Below are 12851 nucleotides of genomic sequence, written 5' to 3' on the forward strand. Positions count from 1 at the left end.
TCGCCTCATTTTTTTTAATGTATTTCCCCCGTTAAGATATTCGCCCTAGGCAAGGTTAATGCCTAATTTCAGCGTCAAATTGGGTTAAGATAGTACGTAGAGATTTCTGAGGAATAGCTTGAGTGAAACAATTTCTTCAGATCATTGAGCTCACGGGGTACGTTAGTGGAACAGCGGTTGCTTAGGCAGCCGTTTTTTTTATTTGTTCAACTAACTGGCAGTTTAGTTGAAAAGAACATGCTATAGTTTTCTTGTGAACAACAAACTCGCGAAATTCCAAGTCGGTATTTCTATATAATAGACATCAAGATGTCTTTATCGTCTGTTTCTCCTATATTAACTGTGGTAAATTATGGAGAGCACTTATTTAAATGTCTTAGAAGAAAATGACTAGGGGAGAAATACTTCGTGGAAACTCACTCATCCAAATATCAAATGAAAAAGAGCTATATAATATTATTGCTAGTTTTCATATTAGTTATTTTAACCGGTTTTCGCATTTTATGGATGGAAGCGTTTCAATATCCCAAACAGGCGTCAATTCATAATGGGCAATTCGATTTACGCAATTGGAATGCAGAAGATGGCAGCATTCACTTACTTGATGGGGAATGGGAGTTTTATCCCTCGCAATGGTTGATAGATGGTAGTCGGCAACAAATGTTAGGCGATAATGCGCCAAGACACATTCAGGTACCGGGAGGATGGAGTGAAGTTTTGCATGCTGACAAGCCATCTCCATACGGGTATGGCTCTTATCGTTTGCTTCTTTATGTAGACCCGGCGAAGCATCTTAATTATAGTATTCGTGTACCCAGTGTACGCACTGCATCAGAATTATATGTAAACGGTCGATTACTTACTAAATCCGGACAGGTGGCGACAACAAAGGATGAATATATTTCGAAGGACCTACCTTATTCTACAACCTTTACAGCAGATGACAACGGTGTAATCGAACTCGTGATTCAGGCGGCAAATTATGTGGATAGTCGAAGCGGGGGCATTGTCCGATCCATAAAATTCGGTTCAGAAGAAGCCATTGCCAAAGAGATGAAGGCTTCCATTTTTATGCAGTTTTTAGCAGCAATTATTTTTATTATGCACGCTGTCTATGCACTTATTTTGTATTTAATAGGAAATAAGGAAAAGAAGCTGCTTTATTTTAGTTTGCTTGCATTATGTGTAACGATCACGAGTGTCTTTAGTACGGATGAGAAGTTGTTCCATCAGTTATTTTACATTGGAATTGATTGGGATTTTAGGCTGACTAATATTGCTTTCGTTATTGCAGCCTATGCTTTGCTCCAGTGTACGAATCATCGCGAGCTTCCATATTGGCGTAGGATGTACCCTGTCTATAAAATAATGAATCTAGGGACTGCCGGCATCACGTTGTTTTTAAATCCAACTCAGGTGATCATGCTCTTCCCTATTTATTATGTATTAGGTGGTACTGCTGCAGTTATAACGCTGATTACGATGTTTAAAAAAGTAATTAAAGATTTAAAGAGCAATCTTTTACTGCTTTTCTCTTTTCTTGCGTTGATGAACTATGCTCTTTGGTCGTTAATCTTGCTGGATAGCGGTTTGAGTCTTGTCTATTATCCGTTCGATTTGATTATTGCGATAGCTTGTTTAGCCTCTGTATGGTTTAAAGATTATTTTATCATGCATGCGAACACGAAAGAGCTTGCGACAACATTGCAAAGGATGAATGACCATAAAGATCAATTCCTAGCAAATACTTCTCATGAATTTAAAAATCCGCTTCATAGTATTCTTAATATGTCACAATCCGTTTTAAAACGGGAGCGGCATTTGTTGCAGGAAAGGAGTATCAAAGAGCTTGAAACAGGTTTATCTGTAGGACGTCGAATGACATTGATATTAGACGATTTAATTGATGTGATGAGTTTACGGGAAGGCAATCCGCGCATACACAAAAGAGTCATATATATTCAGCCAATTGTGACCGGAGTACTTGATATGCTGCAATTAAATGCAGATGTGAAGTCTGTAAAAATTGCAAATCAAATTCCTGAAGATTTTCCTCCAGTAAATGCGGATGAGAACCGGGTTGTTCAAATCGTTTTCAATTTACTTCATAATGCTGTGAAATATACGAATGATGGGGTCATTTCGATTCAAGCTTTTGTAAAAGATGGACGAGCCTATATCGTTATTGCTGATACCGGGATCGGAATGGATGAGAACATGCTTAAGCGCCTATTCCGTCCGTACGAGCAAGCCAGCACGAGTGAGACTATGATTGATGGTGGCTTTGGGTTGGGTTTAAGTATAAGCAAGCAACTGGTTGAGCTTCATGGAGGTACGTTAGTAGTGTCCTCTGTTTTAGGAGAGGGCTCAAAATTCACATTTTCATTAAGGCTAGCAGGTTTGGAAGAGGAGGAAGAGAATGATTTGACCAACTCATTTGAACCATTACAATCCATGCCGATTCAAGAAATAGCCTCCTCAGTGTATATGGAAAAAGTGAAGATTCCGCCAGCTACGAATCAAACAACTTTAATAGAAATGAATCGTGAACGTCCGATTCTATTAGTTGTTGATGATGATCCTGTCAACCTTCAAGTACTTGAAGCCATACTACCACCAGACGAATATGATTTAACGATGGTAACGAGTGGTAAAGAGGCATTAGCTGTACTGGACACTAAGGAATGGGATCTGGTCATCTCCGATATCATGATGCCACAGATGTCCGGTTATGAGCTGACACGAATGATTCGTGAGCGGTTTACACTCACGGAGCTCCCTGTATTGCTCCTTACCGCAAGAAGCCAACCGAAAGATATTCAGAGCGGCTTTATAGCGGGGGCAAACGATTATGTGACGAAGCCAGTGGAAGCAATAGAAATAAAATCACGGATTGAGGCGTTAGCTACGATTAAACAATCGGTTCGAGAACAACTGCGATTAGAAGCTGCATGGCTGCAAGCGCAAATCCAGCCTCATTTTATATTTAATGCGTTGAATGCTGTAACAGCTTTAAGTGATATTAATTTGGATAAGATGCGTATTTTGCTCGATGAATTCAGCAATTTTCTGAGGAATAAATTTGAATTTCAAAACATGGATAGGCTTGTTCCGATAGAAGAGGAGTTAAGTCTAGTACGTTCTTATCTATATATTGAAAAGGTTCGGTTTGAAGAAAGGTTACAGGTTATTTGGGAGACAGATGACTGTGGGGACATAAAAGTCCCATTTCTTACGATCCAGCCTCTCGTTGAAAATGCGATAAGACATGGCATAATGAAGCGCAATCGTGGAGGAACGATTCTTATTCGGATTTCTGTCTATGAGACGCATGCAGAGATAACCGTTGAAGACGATGGGGACGGAATAGACGAGGTCCGATTGCAAGGAATATTAGAAAGGAAAGCAGATAGTCGTTCAGGCGTCGGATTGATTAATACGGATCTGCGATTAAAACGACACTTTGGAACAGGACTCCATATCACAAGTACGTTAGGTACAGGGACAAAGGTAACTTTTCATGTACATAACAGGTTGAACGGGATAAAGCTAGGTGATAAATAAGTGATTTAATGAGGAGCAACCTTGGCCGCTCTAAGCTACATGGAAATACGACTCTATGTACTTTGCAGGAGTGATCCCGGATCCTAAAGTAATGTCTGAGGCGGATTTTGAACGGTGGATTGAGGCAGCTATGCTATCGGATTTTGTGGTAGCAGTAACTTTGGCAGTAACGGATATTGCGCAAGAACTAGCCGATAAATGGATTGCAAGTGGTGTAGAGCTGAAAATGTCGGCGGGTTGGAATTGTTACTGCTGGCTGCTCGGAAATCGCAAGGATAGTGAATTTTCCGAAGGGAAAAAAACGATATTTTGGATGCGATGAGCGAAGAAACATGTGGAAAAGGCGGGAGACCATGAACGCACTACAGGAAGAAGCACTGGAAGAGATGAAAGCGGCAATTTATGAGTGGTTTGAGGAACAAGAGAAACGAAAGGACGTGGAGGGCGCTGTCAGGCGTACCACGCTGCAAGTGGGCATTTTTAACGACATTGTGCTGGATTATCGACCGGGTAGGACTAGCGTTGGCAGTTCGGATTTTAGAAGGAATGCTTCAGGGCACAAGTCGATGAAGGCGTCTCCTTTTACGCAGGAGGAGGTCTTGCATGAGGTGCAGCCCCGGTTGACGAGCATCGTAAGGGAGAAACTGGACAAGTTGCATACGTCGGCCCTTATCGATTACCGATTTACCTTGAAGGGAAGATTCGCAACGGCAGACGGGCCCGTGAGATTAACGGTGTTTGACATCATATATGAAGAGAAAAAGCGGCAGCTTCTGGAGCGGGTTGAGTCCTATATCGAGCAAAAACTGGAGAAGGGTGCTTACCCGACAAAGCCGTTAGAAACTTTCTTTTTGACACGCCATCTGTTGGACCCGTATTTGTTCAACGAACCGGACGTCGGACGGACGATTGCTATATTTGACCGGATTCAGGCGTTGAATAAAGAACGGGCGCAAGCGCTGAGGGAGCATCGAAGCGATATCATTCGAGCTTTAACCCACTGGACCGAGGAAGTATTCCTGCCACGTCACTATGATGTTACGCTTTCCGAATACAGAACCAATGAAAATGGAATCAAGCCGGATAAGGCTCTCAAGCATATGGATGAGCCGAACCAGCCTATCGATCTGCTGTTGTACGGCGCTGTGATGATTCTTCGTTACGAGCCAAGTTACAGTAAAGCCAAGGGCATGACTTTTCTGGAGCTTGCGAGGCAGCTGGGCAGCGGCAAAGCCGAACGCATGTTGAAGGAAGGTAGCGACACCTTCGCGCTTGAAGACATTCATCTGCGTGACGAGTTGACTGAATGCAAGGCTAACGATGTGTTTTCCATCATTACGGTCGTTATTCGTAAAGAAGAGGCTGGTGCGTACGAACGGGCGATTTCGTTCATTCTCTCCCTACTCCGGAAGGGTTTCCCAAAAAGCTACAAAATCAAGCTAAAATCCAGCGTGAGAGAGGCATTACCCATTAAAGGACTTGCCAAATCGGATACGCATCGTTTTTTCGCAAATGCACTGGCCTATTCCGAGCTGTATCCGTTATTGGAGGAATACGCTCGTGAGGCGATGGAAGAGTTCGTGTGGTACGAGGATACGGAAGGTGAGAAAAGCGTCATGCCGGGCAGTTATGCCGTATTCGGGTTGGGACTCACGGACGAGCGTTATTTTCCGTTGGTAGAGACCTATATGGCCCTTGTAGACGAGGAGCATCAGCTGGTGCAGGACAAGTTCACGGCTGTTTTCGCCGAGACCCATGGCATAACCGAACGCTCGATGCCCGCCTTGATCGCTTGCCTGCGTTGCTCTCATGATTCGCTGAAGCTGAGGATTCAGCCTGAACTGGAAAGTGAAGACAAGCTATCGCTATTGGTGCAGCATGTCGAGGCTTTGGCGGATTACGAGGCCGAACGAGTGCTGTATCCGATTTTAGGCAAGGCGGAGAAGCTGGCTGTATTGGCTCGAAAGGCGCAGGAACCGCGTAAGGGGCTGTTGCTTCGATTGCTAAAGGCAGCGGAACAAGCTTGACGATAGGGAGGCTATCCTGTGTGAAGATCATTCGCAAATTAGCATACCACGTCAAAAAACCTTGAGAAGACGATCGAAGCATTAAGAGCGTTAAGCGAAGGAGCATGCCGCGGCAGCTCCTTTTACTTTTTTCGCCGCTAGCCCCGTTACGGTGAACCTTACCATAAGTGACATGTGATAGATCTTTTGAAACAAGAAGCCGAAAACTTCTGAATTTTTGTAAAGATTTCAAACACGTTTATCATAATAAAAAATACACCTACAGCGATTGGGGATTAGAAAACTTATAACTGAGAGAGAATTCTGGAAAATACAACTGCAGTTGTTAGGAATGTATTTTAACACAAAGTTTTTGAACAAACGGGAAACGTTAGTTCAATGACAATAGCAGCAGTCTACTTATTTTTCAAAAGCTGGCGATTCTTCAATTCAAAAACCACGCTAAATCAACAGCTCCAGTGTGATACTTTATTTTCACTGAACAGCTCGTTTCTATTCAAGCGCTAATATAGTATAAATTAATGGAGAAAGCAAAAAATGTGCCTATTAATAACCAAAAAACGGAGGCAAAGTCATGAGTGAGATTGCTAAAACATCAAAACTACCTTATATGTAGTGATTTTTACATCTGAACGAACTGATGGAGATAACCAATATGCGGAAATGGCAGATGAAATGTTGAAACTCACTTATAAAACAAGAGTTTGTAAGGTTGAAAGGGATTATAGATTTGAAAGGATCTGAACAAGTCGAGTATGGTGCGGGAAAAGAGAAAGCCCATCACAGTAAGTTGAAAGTGATTCATTTCCAACTTATTAGGGATGGGCTATCTTTGATTTTAATATTTTTCGGATACTCTTGGTATTTTCTTTTCTACAAATGAAGAATAGTCAGTTCCTTAGGGAAGCTTGTTAAGGTTTCCGCACCTTCAGCTGTAATAATCAGATCATCTTCGATACGCACACCCGCTAGTCCCGGTACATAAATCCCTGGCTCGACGGTGAATACATTGCCGATCTCGATAATGTCATCGTTCTGTCCATGGAGTGATGGATATTCATGCACATCCATACCGAGTCCGTGTCCGACACGGTGCAAGAAATATTCTCCGAATCCGGCTTCCTCAATCACATCACGCGCAGCTTTGTCGACAGAACCGAAAGGAGCTCCAGGATTGGAAGCAGCGATCCCAGCTTCGTTGGCAGCCAGCACGGTGTTATAGATCGTGATTAGCTTGTCGTCCACGGATTCAATAGCAAAGGTACGTGTAATATCAGAAGCATAACCATCAGCATACACCCCAATATCAAACATCAGGAAGTCGCCTGGCTGAATGACCCGGTTGCCTGGAACACCGTGAGGCAGGGCTGTTTTTGGACCAGAAAGCACCATAGTGTCGAAGGAAGGGCCGGAAGCGCCAACCTTTTTCATTAGATATTCCAGTTCCGCTACTAAATCGTTTTCTGTAACGCCTGTTTTCACATGGGTAAGCACGCGGCGCAAAGCTTCCTCAACTAGCTCAGCGGCATGTTTCATGCGTTTAACTTCATCTGGGGTCTTTTTGGAGCGCATGCTACGCAGAAATGGACCTATATCACTAAAACGTTCTGCTGGAACGGCTGCGGTTAGATGCTCAAAACGGGCTACTGAGAAATGTTCCTTCTCTATACCAAGAGTACCTAGCTTACTGCTGCCGAAACAATCTTTAAGCAGGTTATAGGGATTATCGGTATCATTATGAGTTATGATTTTGGTGACCGAAGAAGCTGCTTGAGCCGCTTCTGCATCTAGTGCGGGTAGAATGAGCATTGGCTCTTCTCCGCGTATCAACAGCAGACCGAGAAAACGTTCATGCGGATCGCTGGCGAATCCGGTTAAATAGTAAACATGTTTGGGATCTGTTACGAGCAGGGCATCAAGGCCTTCGCCCGCCATTTGCTGCTCTAGGCTTGTCAGAGCATTATTCATAGTTGGTGTTCCCCTTTCAACTTCACGATTAGAACTGCAATATTCCTATTATAGATCAAAAATAGACTAGACGCACGAGACGGACTACATCTATCGTTGGCTAATCATAACATGCCTATTCGCAAGCTTTCCGTAAAGAAGGATGCATATTTGATCACCTATACTTTTAAAACCTGACAAGAAGCTTTTCTTGAGCCTACTAGTTGGTGTAACATAATCTTAAATATACTTCTCGTAAGGTTAGGCGGAAGCTTATTGGGGTACGGTTGTTGAGAGAGGAGTGATTCTTGGGATGAGAGGTAAAATTGCACTTGTAACTGGAGCAAATTCTGGTATGGGGCTAGCGACGACAGTTGAACTGGCTCGCAAGGGAGCCAAAGTAATTATGGTATGCCGTAATCGCCAGCGTGGAGAGGAAGCACTGGCTGCCGCCAAGCAAAAGAGCCACTCCGTGGATATCGAGCTGATGTTGTGTGATCTGGCCTCGCTGGAGAGCATTCGCAGTTTTGCGGAGGAATTCACCCGGAAATATCCGATTCTAGATATACTCATCAATAACGCTGGGGTAGTCACGATTAAGCGTCAGCTTACGAAGGACGGCTTTGAGATGGATCTTGGTGTGAACCATTTGGGTCATTTTTTGCTCACGAATCTGTTACTGGAGCCTTTAAAAGCAGCAGAGCAAGGCCGTATCGTTGTGGTTGCTTCCGGTGCTTACAAAATAGGTGCACTTCACTATGAAGATCCAACTCTCGCACGCCGTTTCAATCCCGCAAAAGCCTATGCTCGATCCAAGTTAGCCAATATACTGTTCACGAAAGAGTTGGCAGCACGCCTGCAAGGGACAAGAGTAACGGTGAATTGCGTGCATCCAGGAGCAGTGGGCACAAATATAGGTGTTAACCGGGAGACAGGCTTTGGCAAGTCGATCCTTAAGCTGCTGTCATACTTCTTTTTAACTCCTGAACAAGGAGCCGATACAGCGATCTATTTGGCTACAGAATCGGATTTGCAAGAGGTAACCGGTCAATATTATTATCGACGAAAGAATCAGGAGCTGACTCCCAGAGCGAAGAATAAACAAGAGGCGCAGCGGCTGTGGCAATGGAGCCAGGAGCAGGTCGGCCTGAGTGAATTAACACATTTGGAGGAATCAAGGGATGAATTGGGAGAATAGCAGGATTGAAGATGCAAAACCTACAGACTTAACAGCTATTGTGGAGATTTATAACTCAACGATTGCTGGACGGATGGTAACTGCGGATCTGGAACCTATTACTGTTGCAGACAGAGAAAAATGGTTCAATGAGCATAACAGCCACCATCGTCCTTTATGGTTACTTAGGCAGGGAGATGAGATTGCGGCATGGTTCAGCTTTCAATCCTTCTATGGTCGTCCAGCGTATAATGCAACAGCAGAAATTAGTGTATACGTGAGTGAAAAGTTCCGTGGTGGTGGAGCCGGTAGAATTCTTTTGAAAGAGGCCATTGAGAAAGCACCTAGTCTCGGCATTAAGAATCTAGTTGGTTTTGTATTCGGACATAATGATCCAAGCCTTGGTTTGCTAGAAAAATTCGGTTTTAAGCAGTGGGGATTACTACCCGGTGTAGCTGAATTGGATGGTATAGAACGTGATTTAGTGATTGTTGGACTTAAAATCTAACTGCCACAATTGAAACGCTTACATTTTGAGTGTTGAGCTTACGCTATTTGTGTCACAATCAATCCATATTTTTGACCAACGCTGCAAATCCCGGATAACTGTCTCCAGGGCAAGTCCTTTATCCGTTAAGGAATATTGGATTCGCACAGGTGTCTCAGGGAATACTTCTCGAAGGACAATCCCTTCCAGTTCCAGCTCTTTAAGTCGTTCGGAGAGCAATCTTCCGCTGATGGGCAAGGCTGCTTCAATCACATTGAAACGTTGCGGTCCTTGGAGGAGCTGGTAGATAATTAAACCTGTCCAACGCCTGCCGATAATATCCATACTTTTTTGTAGCTGGGGACATAAATCAGTGGACTTCATATGGCTCACCTCTTAGTGAACATTATAAACGAAAAGACCAATAATTTAAACAAATTCCAATTTAATTCATTACTAGAAGGGATGATTGACAGTGGCTAAAAAAAAGAAAATGCCTACCACTCCGCGTCCTGCTGCGACCGATGGACCAGCTACGCTAAAAGACCTGTTGAGCAGTGATGTTCTTGGAAAGCTGAAGGCACAATCTGATGCGTTGAAAGCGGAAGAGAATGACCGCAAGGAAGCTGCTCGTAAAGCGGTTGAAGATCAGCGAAAAGCTGAGCAAAAGCGGCTTGAGAATGATTTTGCACATCTGTTGGAGAACAGTAATCAGGATTGGCACAAGTATAAATAACTGCTATAGCTAGCGGAAATAGATCATGTGATAAAGAGATGCCTATTAGGGTGTCTCTTTTTTAATGTTATTTATAAAATTCAATTGTTTTAAATTTTACTATACGAAAGGGTTGACCCTCAAAGTGGGCTTAGGTATAATCGAACATAGTGCAAATGAAAATCATTATCAATACCGATAATATCATCTATTTCCCAAACTATTTAACTATTAAACAGATAAGGAACAACTCATGAAACTAAAATATTTGTCCCTACTTCTAATAGTATTCTCATTTATATCTTTGTTTATAGGCGTAAAAGACATTTCACCTTTGGATCTTTTTTCGCTTACAGAATCTCAGATGCAGACTCTGTTAGTCAGCCGGATTCCACGCTTAGCTGCACTGATTATAGCTGGTGTAAGCATGAGTATTGCCGGATTAATTATGCAGCAATTATCACGGAATAAATTCGTTTCTCCCACTACGGCGGGCACGATGGATTCCGCGAAATTCGGTATTCTCGTGTCCCTGATGCTGTTCACAGGGGCGACACCGATGCAGAAGCTGCTCGTTGCTTTTGTTTTTGCCCTACTGGGAACATTTATATTTATGAGAATCTTAGATCGGATCAAGTTCAAGGATAGTATTTTTATCCCGCTGGTCGGACTCATGTTCGGGAACATTGTAGGCTCGATTACTACATTTTTTGCTTACAAAAATGATTTGGTTCAGAATATCTCGTCTTGGATGCTTGGCGATTTCTCAACGATTATTAAGGGTCAATACGAATTAATCTATATCAGTATTCCACTTGTCATTCTCGCGTATGTTTTCGCCAATAAGTTCACCGTTGCCGGGATGGGGGAGGATTTCTCCGTCAATCTCGGTATGAACTACAAAGCGGTAGTGAACGTAGGATTGGTGATTGTAGCGTTAATTTCTTCAGTTGTTATTTTAACCGTAGGTACGATTCCATTCCTGGGTCTTGTTGTACCTAACATAGTAACGCTATACATAGGCGATAACTTGAAAAAAAATCTGGCGCATACTGCCATTCTCGGTGCGGTGTTCCTCCTGTTCTGTGATATTCTGGGCAGGCTCATTATATATCCGTACGAAATATCCATCAGTCTCACGGTAGGCGTCATCGGAAGTGGTCTATTTATCTACTTGCTGATGAGAAGAAAGGCGAATTAGTGATGAAGACGAAACTAACTATATTATCCTTAAGCGCTGTTGCTCTCATCGTCTTGTTTATGACCTATCATGTTATGGGGAATTGGGATTATGTTCTACCCAGTCGGGGGAGAAAGCTGGCGGCCATTTTAATTACCGGAGCGGTGATAGCTGTCTCTACCGTAGTTTTTCAGAGCATTACGAACAATCGGATTTTGACACCTAGTATTCTGGGGCTAGACTCTTTGTACATGTTGATCCAGACGTTCGGTGTATACGCCCTAGGCTCATCAAATATGACGTTTATGAATAAAAATGTGAATTTCTTGTTCTCAGCTTGCATCATGGTTCTGTTCTCAGGTGTGCTGTATAAGCTAATGTTCCGCAGAGAGGGTCAAAACATATACTTCCTGCTGCTCGTAGGACTTATTATGGGGACGATGTTCCAGAGTGCATCTTCTTTTATGGAAGTGCTCATTGATCCGAATGAATTCCTGATTCTACAAGGAAAAATGTTCGCCAGCTTCAACAACGTCAGCAGTGATCTACTGATATTGTCTACAGTTGTTCTAGCGCTAACTACGCTGTATTTCATACGATTTGTGAAGTATTTAGATGTTATTTCTTTAGGAAAAGATGAAGCCATTAACTTAGGGATCAATTATGACTATGTAGTCAAAAGGCTGTTAGTTATTGTATCCATCTACGTTTCGATATCAACGGCTTTAGTAGGACCGATCACTTTCTTGGGTTTACTAGTAGCCAATGTGGGGCATCAGTTGTTCCGTACGTATAAGCATTCCTATCTGATTCCCGGCACGATTTTGCTAAGCATTATTGCTCTTGTCGGGGGACAGTTTCTAGTTGAACGTGTGTTTGGATTCACTACTACGGTTAGTGTAATCATTAATTTTGCAGGTGGCGTCTACTTTGTCTATCTGCTGTTAAAGGAGAATAAGTCGTGGTAGAAGTTAAGCATGTAACCAAGCGTTATGGCGGGATTACCGTCGTTGACGATGTGTCTTTATCCATTAAAAAGGGTACTATTACCTCGTTTATCGGCCCTAACGGAGCTGGTAAAAGCACGTTGCTTTCCATGATCAGTAGACTTATCTCCAAAGACGCGGGAGAGGTACTGATCGAAGGAAAGGAAATTGGCAGCTGTAAGAGTAATGAACTTGCTCGTAAAATATCGGTACTAAAGCAGTCCAATCATATCAGCGTACGCCTTACCGTAAAGGAACTTGTTTCTTTCGGAAGGTTCCCTTATTCACAGGGAAAGCTCACACCTGAGGATCGAGCGTTCGTTGACGAAGCGATTGCTTACATGGACCTTCAAGAGATGCAGGATAAATATATTGATCAGCTTAGCGGTGGACAACGTCAGAGAGCATATATTGCGATGGTTATGGCTCAGGATACGGAGTATATTTTACTCGATGAACCACTCAACAACCTGGATATGAAGCATTCTGTACAAATTATGAAGGTGTTACGCCGATTGGTAGAAGAGAAGGGCAAGACGATTGTGCTCGTCATTCATGATATTAATTTCGCTTCTTGTTACTCTGACTACATTGTAGCGCTCAAGAATGGGCGGGTAGCTTCATCGGGTACGGTGGATGAAATTATTGATACAGCAGTGCTTAGGGATGTATATGACATGGATATCCCTATAGAAACAATAGGTGGTCGTAAAATTGGTGTCTATTTTTAAACAAGACGCCGCTTATATTCGGAAATTATTATGACGT

General features: G+C 42.9%; 10 protein-coding genes and 1 pseudogene. 9 read left to right on the plus strand and 2 right to left on the minus strand.

From position 1 onward, the window contains the following. The first annotated feature begins 408 nt into the window (after window positions 1–408). The 3 genes and pseudogenes from MKX41_RS31435 to MKX41_RS31445 all read left to right on the plus strand — a co-directional run bounded on the left by MKX41_RS31435 (window position 409) and on the right by MKX41_RS31445 (window position 5591). Window positions 409–3564, plus strand: coding sequence for a hybrid sensor histidine kinase/response regulator (locus MKX41_RS31435; protein ID WP_340974661.1), 3156 nt, complete (start codon window positions 409–411; stop codon window positions 3562–3564). Window positions 3565–3598: 34 nt separating this feature from the next. Further along, window positions 3599–3862: pseudogene (locus MKX41_RS31440) on the plus strand (DNA alkylation repair protein); the annotation flags it as partial. 55 nt (window positions 3863–3917) lie between these two features. Then, window positions 3918–5591, plus strand: coding sequence for a DUF6138 family protein (locus MKX41_RS31445; protein ID WP_340974662.1), 1674 nt, complete (start codon window positions 3918–3920; stop codon window positions 5589–5591). A gap of 873 nt (window positions 5592–6464) precedes the next feature. Here the strand turns inward: MKX41_RS31445 and MKX41_RS31450 are convergent. Then, window positions 6465–7559 carry a M24 family metallopeptidase gene (locus tag MKX41_RS31450; protein WP_340974663.1) on the minus strand — a complete coding sequence of 365 codons (1095 nt, stop codon included), beginning with the start codon at window positions 7557–7559 and terminating at the stop codon, window positions 6465–6467. Window positions 7560–7851: 292 nt separating this feature from the next. Here MKX41_RS31450 and MKX41_RS31455 point away from each other — a divergent pair, with 292 nt between their 5' ends. Both MKX41_RS31455 and MKX41_RS31460 read left to right on the plus strand, forming a co-directional pair. Further along, window positions 7852–8736 (plus strand): SDR family oxidoreductase, encoded by an 885-nt coding sequence (locus tag MKX41_RS31455; RefSeq protein WP_339801297.1) that lies wholly within the window; start codon window positions 7852–7854, stop codon window positions 8734–8736. Next, window positions 8720–9223, plus strand: coding sequence for a GNAT family N-acetyltransferase (locus MKX41_RS31460; protein WP_340974664.1), 504 nt, complete (start codon window positions 8720–8722; stop codon window positions 9221–9223). The genes MKX41_RS31455 and MKX41_RS31460 overlap by 17 nt, the downstream gene beginning before the upstream one ends. An 18-nt stretch (window positions 9224–9241) precedes the next feature. Here MKX41_RS31460 and MKX41_RS31465 read toward each other — a convergent pair whose 3' ends face one another. Further along, a complete protein-coding gene (locus tag MKX41_RS31465; RefSeq protein ID WP_042185654.1) occupies window positions 9242–9586 on the minus strand; it encodes a winged helix-turn-helix transcriptional regulator in 345 nt (114 codons plus the stop codon). Between the two features lie 109 nt (window positions 9587–9695). Here MKX41_RS31465 and MKX41_RS31470 point away from each other — a divergent pair, with 109 nt between their 5' ends. The 4 genes from MKX41_RS31470 (at window position 9696) to MKX41_RS31485 (ending at window position 12814) form a co-directional block, all read left to right on the plus strand. After that, on the plus strand, window positions 9696–9938 hold the full coding sequence (locus MKX41_RS31470; protein WP_143759304.1) for a YqkE family protein: 243 nt from the start codon (window positions 9696–9698) through the stop codon (window positions 9936–9938). A 232-nt stretch (window positions 9939–10170) separates the two neighbouring features. Further along, window positions 10171–11118 (plus strand): ABC transporter permease, encoded by a 948-nt coding sequence (locus tag MKX41_RS31475; RefSeq protein ID WP_042125010.1) that lies wholly within the window; start codon window positions 10171–10173, stop codon window positions 11116–11118. 2 nt (window positions 11119–11120) lie between these two features. Continuing rightward, a complete protein-coding gene (locus MKX41_RS31480) occupies window positions 11121–12065 on the plus strand; it encodes an iron chelate uptake ABC transporter family permease subunit (protein WP_340974665.1) in 945 nt (314 codons plus the stop codon). Continuing rightward, complete coding sequence (locus MKX41_RS31485) at window positions 12059–12814, plus strand: iron ABC transporter ATP-binding protein (RefSeq protein WP_076298253.1); 756 nt, start codon at window positions 12059–12061, stop codon at window positions 12812–12814. Before MKX41_RS31480 ends, MKX41_RS31485 begins: the two co-directional genes overlap by 7 nt. Window positions 12815–12851: the final 37 nt, after the last annotated feature.

Source organism: Paenibacillus sp. FSL R5-0475 (assembly GCF_038004585.1).
Taxonomy (GTDB): Bacteria; Bacillota; Bacilli; order Paenibacillales; family Paenibacillaceae; genus Paenibacillus_AQ.

Coding starts and splice junctions, on each gene's coding strand:
- MKX41_RS31465 (WP_042185654.1), bottom strand. CDS start 9,586: ATGAAGTCCACTGATTTATGTCCCCAGCTACAAAAAAGTATGGATATT.
- MKX41_RS31455 (WP_339801297.1), top strand. CDS start 7,852: ATGAGAGGTAAAATTGCACTTGTAACTGGAGCAAATTCTGGTATGGGG.
- MKX41_RS31450 (WP_340974663.1), bottom strand. CDS start 7,559: ATGAATAATGCTCTGACAAGCCTAGAGCAGCAAATGGCGGGCGAAGGC.
- MKX41_RS31475 (WP_042125010.1), top strand. CDS start 10,171: ATGAAACTAAAATATTTGTCCCTACTTCTAATAGTATTCTCATTTATA.
- MKX41_RS31460 (WP_340974664.1), top strand. CDS start 8,720: ATGAATTGGGAGAATAGCAGGATTGAAGATGCAAAACCTACAGACTTA.
- MKX41_RS31445 (WP_340974662.1), top strand. CDS start 3,918: ATGAACGCACTACAGGAAGAAGCACTGGAAGAGATGAAAGCGGCAATT.
- MKX41_RS31470 (WP_143759304.1), top strand. CDS start 9,696: ATGCCTACCACTCCGCGTCCTGCTGCGACCGATGGACCAGCTACGCTA.
- MKX41_RS31480 (WP_340974665.1), top strand. CDS start 11,121: ATGAAGACGAAACTAACTATATTATCCTTAAGCGCTGTTGCTCTCATC.